The organism is Lentzea sp. NPDC058436 (assembly GCF_042721515.1).
GTDB lineage: Bacteria > Actinomycetota > Actinomycetes > Mycobacteriales > Pseudonocardiaceae > Lentzea.
Map to the genome: position 1 here is coordinate 23512 of NZ_JBHXLF010000017.1, position 23923 is coordinate 47434.

At 67.7% G+C, this 23923-nt stretch carries 21 protein-coding genes; 6 read left to right on the top strand and 15 right to left on the bottom strand.

Going from position 1 to position 23923, the window contains the following annotated elements:
- Positions 1 to 40 precede the first annotated feature (40 nt).
- Positions 41 to 511, bottom strand: a complete 471-nt coding sequence (gene rpsG, locus ACFWN2_RS36030; protein WP_030478293.1) for a 30S ribosomal protein S7 — start codon at positions 509 to 511, stop codon at positions 41 to 43.
- Positions 511 to 885, bottom strand: a complete 375-nt coding sequence (rpsL, locus tag ACFWN2_RS36035; protein ID WP_030473471.1) for a 30S ribosomal protein S12 — start codon at positions 883 to 885, stop codon at positions 511 to 513. The genes rpsG and rpsL overlap by 1 nt, the downstream gene beginning before the upstream one ends.
- 307 nt (positions 886 to 1192) lie before the next feature.
- Between rpsL and ACFWN2_RS36040 the strand changes: the two genes are divergently transcribed.
- From ACFWN2_RS36040 to ACFWN2_RS36065, 6 genes are all read left to right on the top strand, one after another.
- A complete protein-coding gene (locus ACFWN2_RS36040) occupies positions 1193 to 1654 on the top strand; it encodes a hypothetical protein (protein WP_382435046.1) in 462 nt (153 codons plus the stop codon).
- A 26-nt stretch (positions 1655 to 1680) separates the two neighbouring features.
- Positions 1681 to 2511: a phosphotransferase family protein gene (locus ACFWN2_RS36045; RefSeq protein ID WP_382435047.1), complete on the top strand. Its 831-nt coding sequence runs from the start codon at positions 1681 to 1683 to the stop codon at positions 2509 to 2511.
- Positions 2512 to 2551: 40 nt separating this feature from the next.
- Entirely contained in the window at positions 2552 to 2860 is a 309-nt protein-coding gene (locus ACFWN2_RS36050; RefSeq protein WP_382435048.1) for a zf-TFIIB domain-containing protein, read from the top strand.
- A gap of 90 nt (positions 2861 to 2950) precedes the next feature.
- The gene (locus ACFWN2_RS36055) at positions 2951 to 3397 is read left to right on the top strand and encodes a hypothetical protein (RefSeq protein WP_382435049.1); all 447 of its coding nucleotides are present in this window, start codon (positions 2951 to 2953) and stop codon (positions 3395 to 3397) included.
- On the top strand, positions 3394 to 3831 hold the full coding sequence (locus ACFWN2_RS36060) for a hypothetical protein (RefSeq protein ID WP_382435050.1): 438 nt from the start codon (positions 3394 to 3396) through the stop codon (positions 3829 to 3831). Before ACFWN2_RS36055 ends, ACFWN2_RS36060 begins: the two co-directional genes overlap by 4 nt.
- A gap of 117 nt (positions 3832 to 3948) precedes the next feature.
- Positions 3949 to 4230 carry a DUF4287 domain-containing protein gene (locus tag ACFWN2_RS36065; RefSeq protein WP_382435051.1) on the top strand — a complete coding sequence of 94 codons (282 nt, stop codon included), beginning with the start codon at positions 3949 to 3951 and terminating at the stop codon, positions 4228 to 4230.
- Positions 4231 to 4553: 323 nt separating this feature from the next.
- Here the strand turns inward: ACFWN2_RS36065 and ACFWN2_RS36070 are convergent, their stop codons facing one another.
- The 13 genes from ACFWN2_RS36070 to ACFWN2_RS36130 all read right to left on the bottom strand — a co-directional run bounded on the left by ACFWN2_RS36070 (position 4554) and on the right by ACFWN2_RS36130 (position 23863).
- On the bottom strand, positions 4554 to 8450 hold the full coding sequence (locus ACFWN2_RS36070; RefSeq protein WP_382435052.1) for a DNA-directed RNA polymerase subunit beta': 3897 nt from the start codon (positions 8448 to 8450) through the stop codon (positions 4554 to 4556).
- Between the two features lie 102 nt (positions 8451 to 8552).
- A complete protein-coding gene (locus ACFWN2_RS36075) occupies positions 8553 to 12038 on the bottom strand; it encodes a DNA-directed RNA polymerase subunit beta (protein ID WP_382435053.1) in 3486 nt (1161 codons plus the stop codon).
- An 896-nt stretch (positions 12039 to 12934) separates the two neighbouring features.
- Complete coding sequence (locus ACFWN2_RS36080; protein WP_382435054.1) at positions 12935 to 13753, bottom strand: hypothetical protein; 819 nt, start codon at positions 13751 to 13753, stop codon at positions 12935 to 12937.
- An 87-nt stretch (positions 13754 to 13840) separates the two neighbouring features.
- Positions 13841 to 14341, bottom strand: a complete 501-nt coding sequence (locus tag ACFWN2_RS36085) for a hypothetical protein (RefSeq protein WP_382435055.1) — start codon at positions 14339 to 14341, stop codon at positions 13841 to 13843.
- Positions 14341 to 15573: an MCE family protein gene (locus tag ACFWN2_RS36090; protein WP_382435056.1), complete on the bottom strand. Its 1233-nt coding sequence runs from the start codon at positions 15571 to 15573 to the stop codon at positions 14341 to 14343. The genes ACFWN2_RS36085 and ACFWN2_RS36090 overlap by 1 nt, the downstream gene beginning before the upstream one ends.
- Positions 15570 to 16706, bottom strand: a complete 1137-nt coding sequence (locus ACFWN2_RS36095; RefSeq protein WP_382435057.1) for an MCE family protein — start codon at positions 16704 to 16706, stop codon at positions 15570 to 15572. Before ACFWN2_RS36095 ends, ACFWN2_RS36090 begins: the two co-directional genes overlap by 4 nt.
- The gene (locus ACFWN2_RS36100; protein ID WP_382435058.1) at positions 16703 to 17869 is read right to left on the bottom strand and encodes an MCE family protein; all 1167 of its coding nucleotides are present in this window, start codon (positions 17867 to 17869) and stop codon (positions 16703 to 16705) included. The genes ACFWN2_RS36095 and ACFWN2_RS36100 overlap by 4 nt, the downstream gene beginning before the upstream one ends.
- On the bottom strand, positions 17866 to 18867 hold the full coding sequence (locus ACFWN2_RS36105) for an MCE family protein (RefSeq protein ID WP_382435059.1): 1002 nt from the start codon (positions 18865 to 18867) through the stop codon (positions 17866 to 17868). The genes ACFWN2_RS36100 and ACFWN2_RS36105 overlap by 4 nt, the downstream gene beginning before the upstream one ends.
- A complete protein-coding gene (locus ACFWN2_RS36110; protein WP_382435060.1) occupies positions 18864 to 19895 on the bottom strand; it encodes an MCE family protein in 1032 nt (343 codons plus the stop codon). Before ACFWN2_RS36110 ends, ACFWN2_RS36105 begins: the two co-directional genes overlap by 4 nt.
- Positions 19892 to 21208, bottom strand: a complete 1317-nt coding sequence (locus ACFWN2_RS36115) for an MCE family protein (RefSeq protein WP_382435061.1) — start codon at positions 21206 to 21208, stop codon at positions 19892 to 19894. The genes ACFWN2_RS36110 and ACFWN2_RS36115 overlap by 4 nt, the downstream gene beginning before the upstream one ends.
- Positions 21205 to 22014 carry an ABC transporter permease gene (locus ACFWN2_RS36120; protein WP_093606336.1) on the bottom strand — a complete coding sequence of 270 codons (810 nt, stop codon included), beginning with the start codon at positions 22012 to 22014 and terminating at the stop codon, positions 21205 to 21207. The genes ACFWN2_RS36115 and ACFWN2_RS36120 overlap by 4 nt, the downstream gene beginning before the upstream one ends.
- Entirely contained in the window at positions 22014 to 22799 is a 786-nt protein-coding gene (locus ACFWN2_RS36125) for an MlaE family ABC transporter permease (protein WP_382435062.1), read from the bottom strand. Before ACFWN2_RS36125 ends, ACFWN2_RS36120 begins: the two co-directional genes overlap by 1 nt.
- On the bottom strand, positions 22796 to 23863 hold the full coding sequence (locus ACFWN2_RS36130) for an ABC transporter ATP-binding protein (RefSeq protein ID WP_382435063.1): 1068 nt from the start codon (positions 23861 to 23863) through the stop codon (positions 22796 to 22798). Before ACFWN2_RS36130 ends, ACFWN2_RS36125 begins: the two co-directional genes overlap by 4 nt.
- Positions 23864 to 23923: the final 60 nt, after the last annotated feature.

The following is a 23923-nucleotide window of genomic DNA, read 5'->3' on the forward strand; positions in this document are numbered from 1 at the left end:
GGGGCTGGGAGAGCCCGACCTCTGCAGGCCGGGCGTCAGATCACCAGCGGTAGTGAGCGAAGGCCTTGTTCGACTCGGCCATCTTGTGCGTGTCCTCGCGACGCTTGACGCTGGCACCGAGGCCGTTGCTCGCATCGAGCAGCTCGTTCATCAGACGCTCGACCATGGTCTTCTCACGGCGCTGCCGGGAGAAGGTGATCAGCCAACGGAGCGCCAGCGTGGTGGAACGACCGGGCTTGACCTCGATCGGCACCTGGTAGGTCGCACCACCGACGCGGCGGCTCTTGACCTCCAGCGACGGCTTCACGTTGTCGAGCGCGCGCTTCAGCGTGACGACCGGGTCCGTGCCGGTCTTCTCGCGAGCACCTTCGAGCGCTTCGTAGACGATCTTCTCGGCCACCGAGCGCTTGCCGTCGACGAGCACCTTGTTGATGAGCTGCGTCACGAGAGGCGAGCTGTAGACCGGGTCAGAGATAAGCGGCCGCTTCGGGGCCGGTCCCTTGCGGGGCATTAGCTCTTCTCCTTCTTCGCGCCGTAGCGGCTGCGAGCCTGCTTGCGGTTCTTGACACCCTGCGTGTCGAGAGAGCCACGGATGATCTTGTAGCGAACACCCGGCAGGTCCTTCACACGACCACCGCGGACGAGCACCATCGAGTGCTCCTGGAGGTTGTGACCCTCACCGGGGATGTAGGCCGTGACCTCGATACCGCTGGTCAGCTTCACGCGAGCGACCTTGCGCAGTGCGGAGTTCGGCTTCTTGGGGGTGGTGGTGTAAACGCGGGTGCACACACCGCGCCGCTGCGGCGAACCCTTGAGGGCCGCCGTCTTCTGCTTCGCCACCTTGTCCTGGCGGCCCTTGCGGACCAGCTGCTGGATCGTTGGCATTCGCCGGCTACTTCTTCCGTCTTCGTGGGATTCCCTTGCGGTTCACCCTCGTGTTTCTTGATCCCTCTCTGCACCCGAGGTCGGGCGTGTCGCCCGCTCCCAAGGTCCGCAAGCAACAGTTCAACTGCCACTGCGAGTGGAGGACACCACGGCCTCACGGGCACGCGGAGCGGCCCGACATGGGTCGGGCACGAGTAGCAAAGATACCCGCCCACGTCTACCCGGGTCAAAACGGGGGTACCTCACCCGCACCTGCAGTAGACATGGGGCCCTGGAACCAGGCTACTCGTGTGACGGAGAACGCACTGTGCAGGTCAAGCCGAGGACCGTCGCCCTGATCGCCTCACTGCTCCTGCTGACGTCCGGGTGCTCCGGGTGGCACGAGCAGGCGGGCGTCGGCGAGTGCGCGAAGCAGGTCGACCTCAACGACACGACCGTCGAGATGGCCGAGGTGGACTGCGCGTCTCCCGAGGCCATGTACCGCGTGTCCTCCCGTGAGCGCCGCACGATGTGCCCTGAGGGCGACTACCTGACCGAGTCGTCCGGCCGTTCGAGGACCAACGGCAAGACGCGCCTCTGCTACGTCCTCAACGTCAAGGAGGGCGACTGCCTCAAGGCGGTCAACCAGTACTTCGAACGTGTGGCGTGCGGCACAGGCACGCGCAGGGTCACGAAGGTCGTCGACGGCCGGTCGGACCGCGCGCTGTGCGACGGGGACGACGCGAAGACGTACCCGCAGCCGGTGAAGACGATCTGCATCGCCAACTGATCCGTGCGGCCTGATTCACTGTGCGCGTGGACGACCTGATCGCGGCAATGGCCTCGTTGACCGGCTCCTCCGCCGACCCCGAGGTGCTCGGCGGCGACCGCGGCGACGTCGTGGTCGTGCGCGTCGGTGACGTGGTGGCCAAGGCGATGCCCGCGGACACCGACGTCGAGGCCTTGGAGCAGAGGCTGGAGATCGCGGCGGCGCACCCCGAGTTGTTCGTACCGCCTTTGGCGCCCCTGCAGTTCGTGGACGACCGGCCGGTGACGGTGTGGCCGTACGGGACGCCGGTGAGTCAGGACGACGCCGACGCCGCGCCGTGGGAGGAGAGTGCGGCACTACTGGCGAAGCTGCACTCTTTGCCCGTGCCCGTGCGCGGGCCTGTGGCCGGTGCGCCGGAACGGATTGTGCGGGCAATTCGGGCGTTGCCGCCGGAGTTGCCGTATGCCGATGTCGTGTTGCGGGCGTATGAGGTCCTGCCGTCGCTCGACTTGAGCGGGCGTGCGCTGATCCACGGTGATTGGCACCTCGGGCAACTGGTGCACCGGGGTGGCTGGCGACTCATCGACGTGGACGATCTCGGGGTCGGCGATCCGGTGTGGGACCTGGCGCGACCTGCTGCTTTGTTCGCCGCGGGGGTGCTGCCCGACGATCTTTGGGCGCGGTTCCTGAACACCTACCGTGAAACGGGTGGTGTGGCGCTGACGACATCGGAATGGGATGTCCTCAACATTCCGGCTCAGGCGTACGTTGTGCAGATGGCGGCCCGGGCACTAGTGACCGGGCTGCAGGCAGTGGAACCGCTGGTTGAAGCCTGTCGTCGGATCGTCACGACGCACGAGAGCAGTGACCGCGGCTAATATCGTATTTGTCCGGTCCCACCGCAGGAGGCTCACCACGATGCAGTGTCCCAAGTGTCATGCGAACATGCGCACGTTCGACCGCATGGGCGTCCACATCGAGCAGTGCGACGGCTGCCGCGGGGTCTTCCTCGACTACGGCGAGCTCGAGTCGATCACGCGCCTCGAAGCCCAGATGCAGGCTCCGCCGCCGGTGGCCGCTCCGCCGCCCGCCGCCTACCCCGCTCCGGCCCAGCCCGCGTGGGGCGCCCAGCCGCAGCAGATCCACCACCACCACGGCGGCCACGCCGGCTACGGCTACGGCCACCGCAAGCACCGCGGTCTCGGCGGGCTCTTCTTCTCCTCCTGATGTGCGCGACGGCCCCGGATCCCTGCTCCGGGGCCGTTGACGACTACCGAAAAACAGGTGGATAATCGGTAGTCAACGGGAGGAGTAGCCATGTCTGTCGCGACCGAGGCCGCCCAGATCCGCGACCTCTTCGACACGATCGAAGAGCTGGAAGCCGTCGCATCGTCGATGTCGGAAGACGACGAACGCCGCCGCCGCCTCGACGGCGTGGTGGCCAAGACCCTCCGCCAGGCCCCACCGGTACGTCCCGTGGTGGCGGGCGAGTTGCTCGACCTCACCGAGAAGACCGTGAAGGCCTGGGCCCGCGAGGGCGTGCTGGCCATCCACAGCCAGCAACCCAGGATGCTGCTCGACACCGTGCGCCTGCACGAGGTCCTCCACCTGGTCTCCGACCTCCGCCGCGCGGGCAAGACCCGCGGCCTCATCGACGAAGTCCACCGCCGCCTGAGCGACCAGTCACTGCTGGACCGCCAGGACCTCGCCAACTCGCTGGACGAGATGCGCAGCGGCAGAGGACGCGTGGTCCGCCCGGTTTGATCCAGGTAGTAGAGACCCCCACCGCACACGCCCAGGCCAACGGCCTGCGCGGCCGCGCCCGCGTGGCCTACGAACGCTTCCTCGACGAGCTCGCCCACTCCGGCTGCGCCGCCCTCGGCTACCGGGTCACCGGCCCCGAGCCGCTGCCCCGCCTCTGCGTGAAGCACCTCCGGGGCGCCGACCGCGTGGTGGTCGCCTTCCCCTCCCCCGACGTCGTGTGGGTGCTCCTGGTGGGCCCGCACGACGACGATCCCGGCCTCGACCTCTACGAGGCCCTGTACGAGATGGCCGGCGTCCGCCCCCGGCTCTCGGAGAAGCGCACCAAACCGCGCTGCTGCACCGACGAGTCCGGCGTGCCACCGCTGGTCGACGAGCACCTGGTGGACGACCTGGTCATCCGCGCCCGAGCCCTGGCCCGCGCCCGCCGCCGCTAGCCCCGCAACGGACTCAAAATCCGTCCAGTGTGCGTGCCAGCCGTTCACCGACAAATTTTCTTGTCAAGACAGCGCGAGTTGTCCTACGCTCTGGTCACCAGACGAACGGAGACGACGATGTCCTTCCAGGCCTACCTCGACGGCGCGGAGAAGAAGACCGGCAAGACCCCCGCCGAACTGCTGGCGGCCGCCACCGAACGCGGGTACGACGGCACGACGAAGGCCGGCGTGTTCCTGGAGTGGCTGAAGACCGACTACGACCTGGGCCGCGGCCACGGCATGGCGCTGTTCCACGTGCTCAAGAACGGCGCGCAGATCAGCGACAAGCACGTCGGCACCAACGGCAGCCACCGCGACGAGTCCACGACGCTCCGCCTGGACGGCATCGCCAACCGCTAGACGCCGAGGCCTCGCCGATCTGGGTGATGATCGGCGTCAGCCGCTCCGGGGCGGGGCGGCCGTGTTCGGCGTACCAGCGCAGGACCGTCGTGGTGACGGTGCCGCCGCGCGGGTCGAACCCCTTGCCGTACAACGCTTCCGCCGGCTCCGGGTAGCGCGCGCGTTCGATGACCTGCCACCTGCAGTCCGTCGTGTTCGCGGAAGTCTTGCGCCGCAACGACAAGCAGGGACCGGCCGAGACGCTGCTGCACAGGCTCACCTACCGGTGAAACGGGAACGGCCCCCGGAGCGGGAGGCTCCGGGGGCCGTTCCAAGACAACCGACTAGCGGTAGTCGCGACCGAAGTCGTAGTCGTCCAGCGGCACCGCGGCACCAGTGCCCGTGCCGAAGACGTCGGGGGTGTAGTACCCGTCGTCGTACGAGGGGATCGCGTACGCAGCGGCACGCGCCTCCTCGGTCGGCTGGACCTGGATGTTGCGGTAGCGGTTGATGCCCGTACCAGCCGGGATCAACTTACCGATGATGACGTTCTCCTTCAGACCGATGAGCTTGTCCGAACGCCCGTTGATGGCGGCGTCGGTCAGCACACGCGTGGTCTCCTGGAACGACGCGGCGGAGAGCCACGAGTCGGTCGCCAGCGAGGCCTTCGTGATACCCATCAGCACCGGACGTCCGGCCGCCGGCTCGCCACCCTCGGCGACGACGGCGCGGTTGCCCGACTCGAAGTCCGCGCGCTCGACCAGCGAGCCCGGGAGGAACTCCGTCGCACCCGAGTCGATGATCGTGACCCGGCGGAGCATCTGCCGGACGATGACCTCGATGTGCTTGTCGTGGATCGCCACACCCTGGGCGCGGTACACCTTCTGCACTTCCTGCACCAGGTGCAGCTGGGCCTCACGCGGGCCCATGACGCGCAGGACCTCGTGCGGGTCCGGAGTACCTTCCAGCAGCTGCTGGCCGACGGACACGTGGTCGCCGTCCTGCAGCGGGCCGGTGGCCGTGTTGGCGAGACGCTGACGCTTGGACAGCTTCTCGAACACGATCTCCTCGGAGCCGTCGTCCGGGATCAGCGTGATCTTCCAGAAGCGGTCGCCGTCCTCGATGCGCACGCGGCCATCGACGTCGGCGATCGGCGCCTTGCCCTTCGGGACGCGGGCCTCGAAGAGCTCCTGGACACGGGGCAGACCGGTCGTGATGTCGTCACCGGCCACACCACCCTGGTGGAACGTGCGCATCGTCAGCTGCGTGCCGGGCTCACCGATCGACTGGGCGGCGACGATGCCGACGGCCTCGCCGACGTCGACCAGCTGGCCGGTGGCCATGGAGCGGCCGTAGCAGGACGCGCACACACCGACCGCGGACTCACAGGTCAGCACCGAGCGGACCTTGACGCGGACCACGCCGGCCTCGACCAGCGACGCGAGCGCCGGGTCGCCGAGGTCGTCGCCGCGGTTCAGGACCAGGTTGCCCTTGGCGTCGTTGATGTCGTCCGCGACCGTGCGGGCGTAGACCGAGGTCTGCGCGAACTCGTGCAGGCCGACCTTATCGCCCAGCTGCTCGCCGACGGTCATCTGCACACCACGGGTGGTGCCGCAGTCGACCTCGCGGATGATGACGTCCTGCGACACGTCCACCAGACGACGGGTCAGGTAACCCGAGTCGGCGGTACGAAGCGCGGTGTCGGCCAGACCCTTGCGGGCACCGTGCGTCGCGATGAAGTACTCGAGCACCGACAAGCCCTCGCGGAACGAGTTCTTGATCGGGCGCGGGATGTACTCACCCTTCGGGTTGGTGACCAGACCACGCATACCCGCGAGCGAACGGACCTGCGTCATGTTGCCGGCGGCGCCGGACTGCACGATGACGCGGATCGAGTTGTCCTCGGGGAAGTTGTCTTCCATGATCTCGTGGACCTGCTCGGTGGCCTTCGTCCACACCTTGACCAGCTCGGAGTTGCGCTCCTCGTGGGAGAGCTGACCGCGCTGGTAGCGCTTCTCGACGGCGTCCGCGAGGCGCTCGTGCTCCTCGAGGATGTCCTGCTTCGCCGCCGGGACGAGGACGTCCGAGATCGCGACCGTGACACCGGAGCGGGTGGCCCAGTGGAAACCGGCGTCCTTCAGCTTGTCCAGCGTCCGGGCGACGGTGACCATCGGGTAGCGCTCGGCCAGGTCGTTGATGATCACGGCCTGCCGCTTCTTGGGCATGACCTCGTTGATGAAGGCGTAGTCCTGCGGCAGGATCTCGTTGAACAGCACGCGACCCAGCGTGGTCTCCGCGAGCCACGGCTGACCGGGCTCCCAGCCCTCGGGCTCCTGGCCCTTGGGCGGGTTCTTGTCGGAGACGCGGATCTTCACCATCGACTGCAGGCCCAGGACCTTGCGGTCGAACGCCATCAGCGCCTCGGCGGGCGACGAGTACGAGTGGCCCTCGCCCAGGTCGCCGACCTTGTGCCGGGTCAGGTGGTACAGGCCCGTGACCATGTCCAGACGCGGCATGGCCAGCGGCTTGCCGGACGCCGGCGACAGGATGTTGTTCGACGACAGCATCAGGACGCGGGCCTCGGCCTGCGCCTCGGCGGACAGCGGCAGGTGGACTGCCATCTGGTCACCGTCGAAGTCGGCGTTGAACGCTTCACAGACCAGCGGGTGCAGCTGGATGGCCTTGCCCTCGACCAGCTGGGGCTCGAAGGCCTGGATGCCGAGGCGGTGCAGCGTGGGTGCGCGGTTGAGCAGCACCGGGTGCTCGGTGATGACCTCTTCCAGCACGTCCCACACGGCCGGGCGCGCACGCTCGACCATCCGCTTGGCGGACTTGATGTTCTGCGCGTGGTTGAGGTCCACGAGCCGCTTCATCACGAACGGCTTGAAGAGCTCCAGGGCCATCTGCTTGGGCAGACCGCACTGGTGCAGCTTGAGCTGCGGGCCGACCACGATGACCGAACGGCCGGAGTAGTCGACGCGCTTGCCGAGCAGGTTCTGGCGGAACCGGCCCTGCTTGCCCTTCAGCAGGTCGGACAGCGACTTCAGCGGGCGGTTACCGGGACCGGTGACCGGCCGGCCGCGACGGCCGTTGTCGAACAGCGCGTCGACGGCCTCCTGCAGCATCCGCTTCTCGTTGTTGACGATGATCTCGGGCGCGCCGAGGTCGATCAGTCGCTTGAGGCGGTTGTTGCGGTTGATCACGCGGCGGTACAGGTCGTTCAGGTCGGACGTCGCGAAACGGCCACCGTCGAGCTGCACCATCGGGCGCAGGTCCGGCGGGATGACCGGGACGCAGTCCAGGACCATGCCCTGCGGGTTGTTGCGGGTCGCCTGGAAGGCGGCAACGACCTTGAGGCGCTTGAGCGCACGCAGCTTCTTCTGGCCCTTGCCGCTGCGGATCGTCTCGCGCAGGATCTCGGACTCGGCGTCGACGTCGTAGTCACCCAGGAGCTTCTGGATGGCCTCCGCGCCCATGGCACCGGTGAAGTAGTCGCCGTAGCGGTCGTACAGCTCGCGGTAGAGCAGCTCGTCCGCGATCAGCTGGGCCTTGTCCAGCTTGGTGAACGTGGACCAGATCTCGTCGAGGCGGTCCAGCTCGCGCTGGGCGCGGTCGCGGAGCTGGCGCATCTCACGTTCGCCACCCTCCTTGACCTTGCGGCGCACGTCGGACTTGGCGCCCTCGGCTTCGAGCTCGGCCAGGTCGGCCTCGAGCTTCTGGGCGCGGGCCTCCACGTCGGCGTCGCGACGGTTCTCGACGCGCTTGCGCTCGACCTGCATCTCGCTCTCGAGCGTCGGCAGGTCGTTGTGGCGCAGCTCCGCGTTCACGCCCACGATGACGTAGGCGGCGAAGTAGATGATCTTCTCGAGGTCCTTGGGGGCCAGGTCGAGCAGGTAGCCCAACCGGCTGGGGACGCCCTTGAAGTACCAGATGTGCGTGACCGGAGCGGCGAGCTCGATGTGGCCCATGCGCTCACGACGCACCTTCGCACGGGTCACCTCGACGCCGCAGCGCTCACAGATGATGCCCTTGAAGCGCACGCGCTTGTACTTGCCGCAGTAGCACTCCCAGTCCCTGGTGGGACCGAAGATCTTCTCGCAGAACAAGCCGTCCTTCTCTGGCTTGAGCGTGCGGTAGTTGATGGTCTCGGGCTTCTTGACCTCGCCAAAAGACCACTGGCGGATGTCGTCCGCGGTCGCGAGACCGATGCGGAGCTCATCGAAGAAGTTGACGTCGAGCACGTCTACTCTCTTCCCCTTTTTAGATCGGTGGCAAAGGAGCTGGTCGGAGGGCCGGAGGAGGGCGACGCGGGAGGCATTGCCCTCCCCCGACCGGCGAGGTGACTAGTTGACGACGTCGTCCACGGAGGGCGACTCGGACCTCGACAGGTTGATGCCGAGGTTCGCGGCCGCGCGCTCCAGGTCCTCGTCGTCGCCGTCGCGCATCTCGATCGCGGCACCGTCCGAAGACAGGACCTCGACGTTGAGGCAGAGCGACTGCAGCTCCTTGAGCAGCACCTTGAAGGACTCCGGGATACCGGGTTCCGGGATGTTCTCGCCCTTGACGATGGCCTCGTAGACCTTCACGCGGCCGAGCACGTCGTCGGACTTGATGGTGAGCAGCTCCTGCAGGGTGTATGCGGCGCCGTACGCCTGCATCGCCCAGCACTCCATCTCACCGAAGCGCTGACCACCGAACTGCGCCTTACCACCCAGCGGCTGCTGCGTGATCATCGAGTACGGGCCGGTCGAACGCGCGTGGATCTTGTCGTCCACCAGGTGCAGCAGCTTCAGGATGTACATGTAGCCGACCGACACCGGGAACGGGTACGGCTCACCGGAGCGACCGTCGAAGAGCTGCGCCTTGCCGTTCTGCTTGACCATCCGCTCACCGTCGCGGTTCGGGATGGTCGAGCCGAGCAGGCCCGTGATCTCCTCTTCCTTCGCACCGTCGAACACCGGGGTGGCGGTCTTGGTGCCGGGGTCGACGTCGTACAGCTCTTCCGGCAGGTTCTTCGCCCAGTCCGGGTCGCCGTTGACGCTCCAGCCCTGCTTGGCGATCCACCCGAGGTGGGTCTCCAGCACCTGGCCGATGTTCATACGACGCGGCACACCGTGGGTGTTCAGGATGATGTCGACCGGCGTGCCGTCCTCGAGGAACGGCATGTCCTCCGCGGGGAGGATCTTGCCGATGACGCCCTTGTTGCCGTGGCGGCCGGCGAGCTTGTCACCGTCCTGGATCTTGCGCTTCTGGGCCACGTAGACGCGGACGAGCTCGTTGACGCCCGGAGGCAGCTCGTCGTCGTCCTCACGCGAGAAGACGCGGATGCCGATGACCTTGCCGTACTCGCCGTGCGGCACCTTGAGCGAGGTGTCGCGGACCTCGCGCGCCTTCTCACCGAAGATCGCGCGGAGCAGGCGCTCCTCCGGCGTCAGCTCGGTCTCGCCCTTGGGCGTGACCTTGCCGACGAGGATGTCGCCAGGCTGCACCTCGGCACCGATGCGGATGATGCCGCGCTCGTCGAGGTCGGCCAGGACCTCCTCGGAGACGTTCGGGATGTCCCGGGTGATCTCCTCGGCGCCGAGCTTCGTGTCGCGGGCGTCGATCTCGTGCTCCTCGATGTGGATCGAGGTGAGAACGTCGTCCTGCACGAGGCGCTGCGACAGGATGATCGCGTCCTCGTAGTTGTGGCCTTCCCACGGCATGATCGCCACGAGCAGGTTCTTGCCGAGCGCCATCTCACCGTTCTCGGTGCACGGCCCGTCGGCCAGGACCTGGCCCTCCTGCACCCGGTCGCCCTCGTTGACGATGGGCTTCTGGTTGATGCAGGTGCCCTGGTTCGAGCGACGGAACTTGTGCAGCGCGTAGGTGTTGCGCGCACCGTCGTCGGCCATGACGGTGATGTAGTCGGCGGAGACCTCCTCGACGACACCCGTCTTCTTCGCGACGACGACGTCACCGGCGTCCACCGCGGCGCGCAGCTCCATGCCGGTGCCGACGAGCGGCGACTCGGAGCGGAGCAGCGGCACGGCCTGACGCTGCATGTTCGCACCCATCAGGGCGCGGTTCGCGTCGTCGTGCTCGAGGAACGGGATCATGGCCGTCGCGGCCGACACCATCTGGCGCGGCGAGACGTCCATGTAGTCGACGTCGGTCGGGTCGATGAACTCGACCTCGCCGCCCTTCTTGCGGACCAGGACGCGGTCGTCGGTGAAGTTGCCCTCGTCGTCGGTCGGCGAGTTCGCCTGCGCCTTGACGAAGCGGTCTTCCTCGTCCGCGGTCAGGTAGTCGATCTGGTCGGTGACCCGGCCGTCGGTGACCTTGCGGTACGGCGTCTCGATGAAGCCGAACGGGTTGACCCGCGCGTAGCTCGAGAGCGAACCGATCAGGCCGATGTTCGGGCCTTCCGGCGTCTCGATCGGGCACATGCGGCCGTAGTGCGACGGGTGGACGTCGCGGACCTCCATGCCGGCGCGCTCACGGGACAGACCACCGGGACCCAGCGCCGACAGGCGGCGCTTGTGGGTCAGACCCGCGAGCGGGTTGGTCTGGTCCATGAACTGCGAGAGCTGCGAGGTGCCGAAGAACTCCTTGATCGCTGCCACGACGGGACGGATGTTGATCAGGGTCTGCGGCGTGATGGCCTCGACGTCCTGCGTGGTCATGCGCTCGCGGACGACGCGCTCCATGCGGGACAGGCCGACGCGGATCTGGTTCTGGATCAGCTCGCCCACGGTGCGCAGACGACGGTTGCCGAAGTGGTCGATGTCGTCGACCTCGACGGGCACGTCGCCACCGGCGGCGGCGTCCATCAGCGTCTCACCGGCGTGCAGGCGGACGAGGTACTCGATCGTCGTGACGATGTCGTCCTCGGTCAGGACACCCGTGTTGATCTCGGTGTCCAGGCCCAGCTTCTTGTTGACCTTGTAGCGGCCAACCTTCGCCAGGTCGTAGCGCTTGTCCTTGAAGAACAGGTTCTCCAGCAGGGCCTGCGCCGACTCCTTCGTCGGGGGCTCGCCCGGACGCAGCTTGCGGTAGATGTCGAGCAACGCCTCGTCGGTACCCGCGGTGTGGTCCTTCTCGAGCGTGGTCAGCAACGTCTCGCTGAACGCGAACCGCTCGCGAATCTGCTCCGTGCTCCAGCCCAGAGCCTTCAACAGCACCGTCACCGGCTGGCGACGCTTCCGGTCGATGCGGACACCGACGGTGTCGCGCTTGTCGACGTCGAACTCCAGCCAAGCACCCCGGGACGGGATGATCTTGACGCTGAAGACGTCCTTGTCGGTCGTCTTGTCGACCGCGGTGTCGTAGTACACACCGGGCGAACGCACGAGCTGAGAGACCACCACGCGCTCGGTGCCGTTGATGATGAACGTGCCCTTGTTCGTCATCATCGGGAAGTCACCCATGAACACCGTCTGGCTCTTGATCTCGCCAGTGGTGTGGTTGGTGAACTCCGCCGTGACGAACAGAGGTGCCGCGTACGTCATGTCCTTGTCCTTGCACTCCTCGGTCGAGGCCTTGACCTCGTCGAAGCGCGGGTCGGAGAAGGACAGTGACATGGAGCCGGAGAAGTCCTCGATCGGCGAGATCTCGTTGAGGACCTCTTCGAGGCCGCCCGTCGGAGTCTCGTCGCCGGCGTCGACGCGGCGCTGGAACCACGCCTCGTCGCCGGTGAGCCATTCAAAGGACTGGATCTGCAGGTCAAGCAGGTTGGGCGTCGAAAGCGGCTCGTGAATCTTCGCGAACGAGACCCGCTTCGGCGCTCCAGGGATCCCCGACGTGGAGTTGGTCGCAGCAGTGGCCTTGGTCGCGCGAGAGATCGCCAAGATGCGTCCTTCCAGGGACAAATAGCTGGCTAGAGCGAACTAGCACGGCTGTCAAGGGTGCGGCGCTGCTCGACTAATCCACGCTCTCGGCGAAGGGCAAGCGGAAAATGGGCAGCGCAAAGGGGCAGTCTAGCCACGCGCACGGCGACTGTCGAGAGGCACCTGGAAGGACCCTCCTCTTGCTCACCGACAGAGTGACCCTGCATGAGCGCGCAGTCAAGATGTTGCGGGCCGATCCACCCTCTGGATGGAGCGCCTTTTACTTCCTTTCACCCATTCAACCTGCACAAACACGTGTGCGGCCGGTTTGGTGGGAAGTTGGCGGCTTCAAGCGGGGTTGCAGAGCGCCACGAGAATTCCTGTGACGGAGATCACGCGTGTCGGGGCTGGCAGAGGGGGTCTCATCGGTGCTTCTGGGGGTGGTGGGACGTCCTCACGCCGGAAGTTGATCTTAGGGGACGTGGGGTGGGTGCCCGGCGGAGGGCCGGGCCAAACGATCGGGCGCGATCTTGGGGTGGTGGGTGCGCGAGGTGAGGCGCTGGTGGGTGGGGTGGCCGGGTGCGGGTGAGGCGCTGAGTGGGCGCAGGGGTGCGGGGGCTGAGTCGCTGTGCAGGCCGCGAGGAAGGGGCGCGAGACCTGGGAGCTGAGGCGCCGGGTGGAGCCACGAGGCACGCCAGCGACTCCTCAGGGCGGCGCGCCTGCGTGAGGCGTGAGGCGTGAGGCGTGAGGCGTGAGGCGTGAGGCGTGAGGCGTGAGGCGTGAGGCGAGCGTTGCGGATGCCGTGGTCGGGCCGCAGCCCTCGGCATCCGCAGCGAACGCGGCGGCAGGAGTGACACCGCTCGCCGGCTTCTCGCGGCGGCACGGTTCGCACCGCTCGCCCGGCCCCTCGTGGTGGGTCAGCAGCCCTGGAGTTGGCGGTTCTGGTCTGCCGTGGCCCCGAACATCTCCATGTTGTCGATCTTCCACCGGCCGCCGTCGTCGATCGCGCTCACGCGGAGCATGGCGGTGCCGCCGCCCGACTGGTTGTCGGTGGTGCGGGTGGTGACCTGGTCGGCGAAGACGAGCACGGTGGCGCGGTCGTCCTTGAGCGACGACACGGCCGAGGACACCACGCGAACGGTCACCACCAGCTTCTGCTGCGGCGCGACCTCCTTCACCGGGCCGAACACGGCGTTGTACTGGCACAGGGCCTTGCCGGTGAGGAGTTCCCTGGCGGCCTTCTCGGTGGACTCGACGTCGGCGAAGTTGTACGAGAACGACTTCTCGACCGCCTCGCGGACCTGGCCGTTCACCTCCGAGGTGGTGGCCGAGTCGACCAGGGCGGCGTCGTAGGACACCGAGCGCGACTTCACCAGGAAGAACGTGCCCAGGCCGCCCAGCAGCACCGCCACCAGCAGGAGTGCCGCGGGGAGCAGCCAGCCCGGCCGGGAAGGCGGTGACGACGGCTCGGCGACCTTCTCCGCCGAGGCGGAGGACGGGGCCTTCTTCGGGGTGGTCTTCAGGGGCTTCTTCGAGGGCTTCGGGGTCTCCTCGACCTCATCCACGGCCGCCGGCTCCGGCTCGACGTCCGTCTTCGCGTCCTCGACAACGTCCCCGGCGACGTCCTCGACCGCAGGCTCGACCACCGCAGGCTCGACGACCGGCTCGACCACCGGCTCAGCGAGGACCTCAGGCTCAACAGGCGCGGCGGCCTGGCGTCGGTTCAGGCCGGCCACCCTGGGGCGGCCTCCTGCCGGGGGCGTGGGGACGGGGCGGCGGCGGGGTGGAGGCACGTGCACTCGTTCCAATCAGCTCTGGCCGAATCAGACGCCTGCCCGCAGGGGGCCGAGCTGCGAGAGCTTCCAGCCGTCCTCGGTGCGGGTGAGCTTGGTCAGGTACCGGTTGATCTTGGTGACCTTCTGGCCGCCGTCGGGGGTCACGGTGCTCTCGACCACGGCGATCATGGACGCGCTGCCCGCGCGGTCGTCGAGCTCGGTGACGGCCGCGTCGAGGACCTTCGACGTCGTCACGGACTTGGCGTCGACGAGCTGCTTCTTGCGCGAGTCCTTGTCCTTGTCGATCTCGGCGCGCAGGTCTCCGGTGGACGAGTTGAGCCAGCGCTGCAGGTCCTCGTCGACCTTCTTGTAGTCCAGGGTCAGGAAGTTCGCGACGCCCACCTGGCCGGAGCGCAGGGCCTCGTCGCGCGTGGAGGCGAACGACGACTCCGACGAGTTCGACGCCGAGTACCAGGCCACGCCCGCGTATGCGGCGTAGCCGAACGTCAGCACCGCCAGGACCGCGGCGATCACCGTGAAGATCCGCACTACTTCTTCTCCTCAGCAGGCAGGCCCAGCAGCTGGCCCAGCGACGTCAGCAACGGCACCTCCGGCGTGGCGGCCTGGCCCGTCGGCTCCTGGCCGGGCTGCGAGGTCGCGTCGCCGACCGGCGTGGTCGGCGTTCCACCGTACGGAGCGTTCTGCGAGCCTCGCACCGACGTCGCCGACCCGCGCGCGAGAGCGCAGTACGCCTGCGTGTTCAGCGGTGCGGCCGAGGTGTCGCCGCCCGGACGGATGGTCGTGCCCTCGTAGCCGACGGTGCACGGCATCGGGTCGAACACGTTCAGGGCCAGCCCGAAGTGCGCCGTCCCGTCGCCCGGCGCCACGGAGAAGCCGCCACCCACGGCGATGGGGTACGTCACGGCGATCTGTTCCAAACCGTCGCGCCTGGTCACGAGGATGTTCGACGTGGTCAGCAGGTTCGCGAAGACCACCCCGAGGTTCGGGCCGCTCTCCTTCAGCAACGCCGACACCTGCTCGGACGCCGGCGGCACCGCCACGATCAACCGCCGCAGGTCGCCGTCGGAGGCCTTGAGCTGCTCGGCGAGCAACCGCAGGTCACCGCTGAACGACCGGATGGCACCACCGGAGGCGGCCTGCGTGGCCAGCACGATCCGCCCGTCCTGCAACAACTGCGTCGTCTGCGGCAGGTGTTCCTTAGCTGCCGCCGTGAACGCCGCGGTGTTGTCGATCAGCACCTGCAGGTCGCCACCGGTCCCGCTGAACGCCGTGTGCAGCTCGTCCACCACGGTCCGCAGGGAGTCGGTCGGCACCGACGAGGCGAAAGCGTCCAAATTGGACAGCAGCCCGTCGACCGGCGGCGGCGTGCGCGTCGACGTGCGCGGGATGACCGACCCCGCCTCCAGGTACGGCCCGTCGTCGCTCTTCGGCCGCAGGTCCACGTACTGCTCACCCACGGCCGAACGGTTCGCCACCACGGCCTCCAGAGCGGACGGCACGCGCGGGGCGTCCGCGTCCAGCTCCAGGTCGACCTCGATGCCGTCCGAGGTCAGCCGCAGCTGTCCGACCCGGCCGATCGTCACGCCGCGGTAGGTCACCTCGGCGTTGGAGAAGATGCCGCCGGAGTCGGCGAGCTGCATCGTCACGACCGTCGAGGACGACTTGAACAGGCCGATGTAGGTCGCGCTGACGTAGGAGACGCCCAGCAACGCGACCAGCACGAACGCGCCGATCTTGAGCTTCGTCGACCGCAGGATCACTTGCGAACACCTCCCAGCAGCCCGCCGAGCAGGTCACCCAGTCCGGACCCGGTGCCCGGCACGAGGTTCGGCAGCGGGATGTTCGGCATCGGCAACGGCGTCCCCTGCGACGGGATCAGCGAGTCGATCGGCGACTGCCGCGACCGGCCGAGGTTGTCGAGCACGTTGCCGAGGTTCAGGTCGAGGTCGATGAACGCGTTGGTGTAGTCGCCCTTGATGCCGTCGACCGCCTCGTCCGGGAACGGGTAGGTCAGCAGCAGTTCCAACGACTTCGGCAGGTTCTGCCCCGACTCGGCGAGCTTCGTCAGCGTCGGCTGCAACGCCTTCAGCGATGCCACGACGTCGTCACGGCTCCTGTTCACCGTGTCGGTCGCGACGTCCGAGAGCCTGTCCAGCGACTGCAGCAGCGTCACGAGCTGCGTGCGCTGCTCGGCCAGCACCTTCAGGCCGGGCTCCAGGTCGGTCAGCGCGACGGCGATCTTCTCCCGCTGCTGCGCGAGCGTCCCGGAGAGCCGGTTGAGGGAGTCGAGCGCGCGGACGATCTCCGCCTTGTGCTTGTCGAGCTCCCCGACGAACGTGTTGAGGTTGCCCAGCAACGAGCGGATCTCCTGCTCGTTGCCCGACATGGCCGCGTTGAGCTCCTTGGTGATGTTCTGCAGCTGCGCGACACCACCGCCGTTGAGCAGCATCGACAACGCGCCGAAGACCTCTTCGACCTCGGGGTTGCGGTTGGTCTTGTCCAACGGGATCACGGCGTTGTCGGCGAGGCGGCCGGACGCGTCCTTGGGCTTGCCCAGCTCCACGAACTTCTCGCCCAGCAACGCGGACTGGCGCAGCTTCGCGAACGCGTTGGCCGGCAGCTGCACGTCGCCGTTGACCAGCATGGTCACCTCGGCGGTCCAGCCGTCGGAGCCCAGGTCGATCTTCTCGACCCTCCCGACCGGCACGTCGTTGACCTTCACGCCGGCCTGCGGCACCAGGTCGAGCACGTCCTTGAACTGCGCCGTCACGCGGTACGGGTGGTCACCGACGTCGGCGCCGCCGGGCAGCGGCATGTTGTAGACGCCGTCGAAGCCACCGGAGCCGCAACCGGCCAGCACCAGCGCGGAGAGGACCACGGCCAGCTTCCTCACTGGGGCACCCCCGCGAGCGGAAGGGGCAGCGGCAGCCTGCCCGCGTTCAGGTCGCCCAGCACCTCGGCCGGCGACTTCAACGGGATCGCGCCGGTCAGCAACGGCTCCAGCTGCCGGCACGTGTCCGCGAGGATCGGCGGCACGTTGTTCGGCGTCGCCTGCTGGACCAGCTTGCAGACCAGGACGATCGGCGGCTGGTTCAGCTCGTTGATGTTCGCGCGGGTGTCGAGCGTGCCGGACGCCGCGTTGTAGGAGTTCTGCAGGTTGCCCAGTGCCAGCGGGGCGACGTCCAACGTCTCCGCCAGCGCGGCCCGCTGGTTCACCAGCACCTGCGTGATCGAGGCGAGTTTGTCCACATTGGACTTGAGTGCCTCGCGGTTGTCCTTGATGAACCCCTGCACCAGCCCCAGCGCGGTCGCGAGCTCCGAGAGCGCCGCACCGAGATCCCCGCGTTCGTCGGCGAGCATCTTCGACACGTCCGCGAGCTGCTTGTTGAAGTCGCGCACCTGGCTGTCGTTCGCCGCCAGCATCGCCGTGAACTTCTGCAGGTTGTCGACGGTCGCGAACAGGTCCTCCTTGGACCCCGACAGCGTCCGCGTGGCCTGGCCGAGGTTCTTCAACGTGTCGTTGAGCGCCTGGCCGTTGCCTTCGAGGTTGCGAGCCGCCGAGTTCAGCAGGTCCGCCAACGCCCCGTCGGCGTTCGCGCCGTTGGGCCCCAACGCGGTCGTGAGCTTGTCGAGCGACGAGTACAGCTCGTCGAGCTCTACCGGCGTCGCGGTGCGCTCGCGCGGGATCACGGCGTTGTCGCCCAGCACCGGACCGCCGGTGTAGGCGGGCGCGAGCTGCACGTACCGGTCGGAGACCACGCTCGGCGAGACCACGACGGCCTGCGCGTTCTCCGGCACCCGCACGTCGCGGTCGACGGTGAACACGACCTTCACGGTCTTGCCCTCGGGCGTGACCTCGTCGATCGTGCCGACCTTCACGCCGAGCACCCGCACGTCACCGCCGGGGTAGACGCCGACGGCCGCCGCGAAGTGCGCGGTGACCTTGCGCCCGTTCATCCCGGCGAAGACCCACCACAGCGCGGCTGTCACGACCAGCGCCAGCACGCACGCGATCGCGATGAACCGGCCGACCTTGCTCTGTGCCACGTCAGTCATCGCTGCACCCCCGGAGGCAGGCAGCCTTCCTCGTTGAACCCGACGACGCCGAGGTTCACCGCGGGCGGCAGCAGACCGCAGATGTAGGTGTCGAACCAGCGCCCGTTGCCGAGGGTGTTCGCGAACACCCGGTAGAACGGCGCCATCAGCGCGAGGCTGCGGTCGAGGTTCTCCTGGTTGCGCTCCAGGATCGTGGTGACCCTGCCGAGCTGCTCCAGCGCCGGCTTGAGCTGGCTCTGGTTGTCGTTGACCAGCCCGCTCAGCTCGCGGGCCAGGTCGCGCGTGCCGGTCAGCAGGGCGCTGATCGACTCGCGGCGCTTGCGAAGCTCGCCGAGCAGCAGGTTGCCGTCCGACAGCAGCTTCTCGAACTCGGCGTTGCGGTCGGCCAGCGTCTTGGACAGCTGCCTGGTGTTGTCCAGGAGCTTCGCCAGCTGCTCGTCGCGCGAGGAGATCGTCTTCGACAGCGCGGACAGGCCGTCGAGGGCTCCCCTGACGTGCTCCGGCGAGTTCTTGAAGGTGTCGGACAAGACCGTGAAGCTGTCCGCGAGCTGCTTGGTGTCGATCTGCCCGACGGTCGTCGCGAGCCCGTTGAACGCCTCGTTCACGTCGTACGGCGCGAGCGTGCGCTCCTTCGGGATCGGGTCGCCTGGCGAGAGCGGCTGGCTGCCCTGCGGGTCCAGCGCCACGAACTTCTGGCCCAGCAACGTCTTGATGCGGATCATCGCGGTCGTCCGGTCGCCCACCCAGGCGTCCTTGACCTTGAACGTCACCCGCACCCTGTCGCCGTTGAGCTTGACCTTGGTGACCTTGCCGACCTTCACGCCGGCGACGCGGACCTCGTTGCCCGGCACCAGTCCCGCGGCCTCGCTGAAGTCCGCGGCGTAGCTGGTGCCGCCGCCGACGATCGGCAGGTCGTCGGAGTAGAACGCGGCCAGCAGCAGCAGGGCGATCAACGTCAGGCTGATCGCGCCCGTCCTGATCGGGTTCGAGGTCTTCATCGGCGGCACCTCTGCTGTGTCACCGGCAACGCCGTGATCGGGATCGGGTTGGTGATGACCGGCGGCACGGCGACCTGGCCGCTGGCCTCGCACAGGTAGAAGTTGAACCACGAGCCGTAGGTCGCGGTCCGCGTGATCGTCTCCAGCTTGTTGGGCATCCGCTGCAGCACCTGGTCGACCATCGCCTCGTTGTCGCCCAGCGTCTTCGAGACGATGCCGAGCTGCGCGATGTCGTTCCTGAGCGGCTCGCGGCCCTGCTCCAGCAGGCCGGACGTGGCCTGCGTCAGGTCGCCGAGCGCGGTGATCGCCTCACCGATCGGCTGGCGGTCCTGCGCGAGCCCGGAGACCAGCGTCTGCAACGTGATCACGAGGTTGTTGAAGTCCTCGTCGCGCGAGTTCACGGTCTCCAGCGCGGTGTTGAGGTTGTCGACGACCTCGCCGATCACCTTGTCCTTGCTCGCCAGCGTGCTGGTCAGCGAGGCCGTGCGCTGCAGCAGGCTGTCGATCGTGCTGCCTTCTCCCTGCAGCACCTGGATGATCTCGAACGACAGCTTGTTCACGTCGTCGGGCGAGAGCGCCTGGAAGAGCGGCTTGAAGCCGTTGAACAGCACGGTGAGGTCGAGTGCGGCCTTCGTGCGCTCCAAGGGGATGGTGCCGCCCTCGGGCAGCACCGCCGCGGTGTCACCGGTGCCGGACTCCAGTGCGATGTACCGCTGCCCCACCAGGTTGCGGTACTTGATGGTCGCGGTCACGGCCTCGGGCAGCTTGCGGTCGCCGTCGATCGAGAACGACACCTCGGCGGTCTTGCGGTCGACGACCTGGATCTCGTCGACCTGCCCGACGCGGACGCCGGCGATGCGGATGTCGTCACCCTCGTTGAGCGCGGTGACGTCGGTGAACCGGGCCTTGTAGTCGGTGGCGCTGGCCAGGTTCACGTTGGCGATGGTGACCGCGAGCAGCGAGGTGGCGAGGATCGTGACCACCGCGAACGCGATCAGCTTGAGCAGCGGGGCGAGCAGTCCCTTCACTCGACCGTCACCTCCGTTCCGCGGACGAGCGGGCCGAGCAGCAGGCTCGACCAGCCGGGCATGTCCTGCGGGTCGACGCCGACGCGCGGTCCGAACAGCGCCGCGATCAACCGGGCCTCCTCCGGGGAGTTGGCGAGCCGCAGCACGTCAGCGGACTGCGGCACGGTCGTGTTGCCGGCCGTGGCCGGCGGCAGGATCCCGTCGTTCGCGACGCGGGCGGGCGGCGGTGAGCTCGACCCGTCCTGCACCGGACCCTCCGGCGGGTACTGCGGGAACGGGTCCGGCCTCGGGATGATGTCGTAGCAACGAGGTCCGCGCTTGTCCCTGTACTCGGGCTCGTCGAGGTTCGGCTTGTACTTGCCGCGGTTCTGCGTGATCTCCAGCGTGAGGTGCAGGCCGGGCTTGTCGGTGCCGGCGCCGAACGCCTTGCTGATGATCGGCTCGAACTCCGCGAGTCCCTTGAGCAGACAGGGGTACTCGGGCGCGTACTTCGCGAGCAGTTCGAGCGTCGGCCTTCCGGTGTCGGCGAGCGCGATGATGTTGTTCTTGTTGACCGTGACGAAGCTGGTGAGGTCCTGCGACGTCGTGGTCAGCGTCCCGTAGAGCGCGAGCAGGTTGTCGCGCTGCTCGACGACGGTCTTGGTCGTCGTGGTCATGTCGTTGAGCGCCTGCAACAGGTCCGGCGCCGCGTCCGCGTAGACGTTCGAGACGTCCGCGAGCTTGGAGATGTTCTCCTTCAACGCAGACAGCTGCGGGTTGAGCTCGCCGAGGTAGGCGTCCAGCGACACCAGCGTCTCGCCGAGCGGCTTGCCCCGTCCGTCGAGCGCCTGCGACAGCGCCGTCAACGTGGTGGCGAGCTTCTCCGGCTGGACCGCCTGCAACACCGGCATCAGGTTGTCCAGCACGCGTTCGAGCTCGATCGCGCTGCTGGTGCGGTCCTGCTCGATGACCGCGCCCTGCGCGATGGCCGCGCTCTTCTGCTGCGGCAGCACGAGGTTCACGTACCGCTCGCCGAACAACGTCTTGGGCAGCAACCGCGCGCTGACGTTGGACGGGATCTGGCCGACCTTGTCCGGCTCCAGCGCCAGCTCCAGCTCGGCGCCGTCACCGCTGGTGCGCACGGCCTTCACCGAACCGACGATCAGCCCGCGCACCTTGACGTCGCTCGCGGTCTGCAGCTGGTTGCCGATGTGGTCGGTCTTGAGCGTGACCAACACGTAGTCGCTGAAGGCGTCCTTGTAGAGCGCCACCGTGAGCGACAGGAACATGGCGATCGCGAGGAGAAAGGCGATGCCCAGCACGCGTTTCCTCATCCGGCGATCCTCACCGTCGTGGTCGCGCCCCAGATGGCGAGGCTGAGGAAGAAGTCGAGCAGTGCCGTCGTGACGATCGCGGTCCGCACCGCGCGCCCGACCGCGACACCGACGCCGGCAGGACCGCCGGACGCGCGGTAACCGTAGTAGCAGTGGGTCATGATGATCACGACCGCGAAGACCAGCACCTTGCCGAACGACCAGAGCACGTCGATCGGCGGCAGGAACAGGTTGAAGTAGTGGTCGTACGTGCCCGCCGACTGCCCGTAGAACTCCACGGTGATCGTTCTCGCGGCCAGGTAGCTGGTCAGCAGGCCGATCACGTACAGCGGGATGATCGCGACGAACCCGGCGATGATCCGCGTCGTCACCAGGAACGGCAGGCTGGGGATGCCCATGACCTCCAGCGCGTCGATCTCCTCGGAGATCCGCATCGCGCCGAGCTGGGCCGTGAAGCCACTTCCGACCGTGGCGGACAACGCGAGCCCGGCGACCAGCGGTGCGATCTCACGCGTGTTGAAGTAGGCCGACACGAACCCGGCGAACGCCGACGTGCCGATCTGGTTGAGGGCCGTGAAGCCCTGCAGGCCGACGACGGTGCCGGTGAACACGGACAGCCCGACCATCACGCCGATCGTGCCGCCGATGACCGCGAGCGCACCGCTGCCGAAGCTGACCTCGGCCAGCAGCCGCATCGTCTCCTTGGAGTACCGCTTGAGCGCGCGGGGCGTCCAGGCCAGCGCCTTGATGTAGAACGACAGCTGGTCGCCGAACCCGTCGAGGGTGGAGAGCACCTTGTTCGCCATCAGCTCCCCTTCGCGGGCACGACCTGCAGGTAGATCGTGGTGAGGACGAAGTTGACGAAGAACAGCAGCAGGAACGTGATGACCACGGCCTGGTTGACCGCGTCCCCCACGCCCTTGGGTCCGCCGGCGGGGTTGAGGCCCCGGTACGCGGCGACGATGCCCGCGATGAACCCGAAGATCAGCGCCTTCAGCTCGCTGATCCACAGGTCGGGCAGCTGGGCCAGCGCGCTGAAGCTCGCGAGGTAGGCGCCCGGTGTGCCGTCCTGCATGACCACGTTGAAGAAGTAGCCGCCCATCACGCCGACGACGCTCACCATGCCGTTGAGCAGCACGGACACGAGCATCGCTGCCAGCACCCGCGGCACGACGAGCCGGTGGATGGGGCTGACGCCGAGCACTTCCATCGCGTCGATCTCTTCACGGATCTTGCGCGACCCGAGGTCCGCGCAGATGGCGCTGCCACCCGCACCCGCGATGAGCAGCGCCGTCACGATCGGACTGGCCTGCTGGATGATCGCGAGCACGCTGGCCGCGCCCGTGAACGACTGCGCGCCGATCTGCCGCGTGAGAGAGCCCAGCTGCAGTGCGATGACGGCACCGAACGGAATGCTGACGAGCGCCGTCGGCAGGACCGTCACGCTGACGATGAACCAGCTCTGCTGGATGAACTCGCGGAACTGGAACGGCCGCCGGAACGTCGTCCGCACGACGTCGATCCCGAGTTGGCAGAGCTTTCCGGTCTCCCGCAGCGCACCGGCGCCGGGGAACGACGTCTGCGTGGTCACAGCACACCGCCCTGCCGAGGCCAGGGGCTGGGCGAAGGCGCCACCGCCGGCACCCCGGCGTGCACGCCGTACCGCACCTGCTCCTCGGCCGTCAGACTCTCGACGATCCCCTGCTGGGCCTGGTGCGGCAGCTGGTGGATGATCGACATGACCCGGTCCTTGCGCCTGCGCACGGCGTCGCGGAAGGGCAGCCCGGGAGTCGGCTCGATCTGCGGGATGATCCCCCGGACGTCCTCCGACGTGGACCCGTCGGAGTGCCCTGCGTCGGCATGGGCCTGCTCGGCCGCCATCGTGGCCGTGTCCTTCTCCTCGGACATCCCGATGGGCCCGAGCCGGCGGCCGTTCAGGAACTGCTCGACCACGGGCTCGTCGCTGGTCAGCAACACCTCGCGAGGCCCGAACATGACCAGTTCGCGCCGGAACAGCATGCCGAGGTTGTCCGGCACGGTCCGCGCGATGTTGATGTTGTGCGTGACGATGAGGATGGTCGCGTCGATCTGGGCGTTCAGGTCGATCAGCAACTGGCTCAGGTACGCGGTCCTGACCGGGTCCAGGCCGGAGTCGGGCTCGTCGCACAGGATGATCTCGGGGTCGAGCACCAGCGCGCGGGCGAGCCCCGCCCGCTTGCGCATGCCGCCGGAGATCTCACCGGGCAGCTTCTTCTCCGCCCCGACGAGACCGACCATCTCCATCTTCTCGAGAACGATCCGCCGAACCTCGGCCTCCGTCTTGCGGGTGTGCTCCCGCAGCGGAAACGCGATGTTGTCGTACAGGTTCATCGAGCCGAACAACGCGCCGTCCTGGAACAGCACGCCGAACATCTTCCGGATCTCGTACAGCCGGTGCTCGGAACACCGCACCAGGTCGGTCCCGTTGATGATGATCTTGCCCTGCTCGGGCTTGAGCAACCCGACCAACGACTTCAGGAACACGCTCTTGCCCGTGCCCGACGGCCCGAGCATCACGCTGACCTCACCCGGCGGCAACGTGAGAGTGACGTCCTGCCAGATGGTCTGTTTGCCGAAGGACTTGGTCAGACCCTCGACGACCACCTCGACACCCATCCACGCACCTCCGCACACGCCCGAGGACGCCGCAGCGATCGGCGTCACACCTGGGCAACG

Bases quoted from the DNA above. Each gene is read 5' to 3' on its own strand.
- ACFWN2_RS36130 (WP_382435063.1), bottom strand. From the start codon at position 23,863: ATGGGTGTCGAGGTGGTCGTCGAGGGTCTGACCAAGTCCTTCGGCAAA.
- ACFWN2_RS36105 (WP_382435059.1), bottom strand. From the start codon at position 18,867: ATGAAGACCTCGAACCCGATCAGGACGGGCGCGATCAGCCTGACGTTG.
- ACFWN2_RS36115 (WP_382435061.1), bottom strand. From the start codon at position 21,208: ATGAGGAAACGCGTGCTGGGCATCGCCTTTCTCCTCGCGATCGCCATG.
- rpsG (WP_030478293.1), bottom strand. From the start codon at position 511: ATGCCCCGCAAGGGACCGGCCCCGAAGCGGCCGCTTATCTCTGACCCG.
- ACFWN2_RS36065 (WP_382435051.1), top strand. From the start codon at position 3,949: ATGTCCTTCCAGGCCTACCTCGACGGCGCGGAGAAGAAGACCGGCAAG.
- ACFWN2_RS36120 (WP_093606336.1), bottom strand. From the start codon at position 22,014: ATGGCGAACAAGGTGCTCTCCACCCTCGACGGGTTCGGCGACCAGCTG.
- ACFWN2_RS36050 (WP_382435048.1), top strand. From the start codon at position 2,552: ATGCAGTGTCCCAAGTGTCATGCGAACATGCGCACGTTCGACCGCATG.
- rpsL (WP_030473471.1), bottom strand. From the start codon at position 885: ATGCCAACGATCCAGCAGCTGGTCCGCAAGGGCCGCCAGGACAAGGTG.
- ACFWN2_RS36055 (WP_382435049.1), top strand. From the start codon at position 2,951: ATGTCTGTCGCGACCGAGGCCGCCCAGATCCGCGACCTCTTCGACACG.
- ACFWN2_RS36100 (WP_382435058.1), bottom strand. From the start codon at position 17,869: ATGACTGACGTGGCACAGAGCAAGGTCGGCCGGTTCATCGCGATCGCG.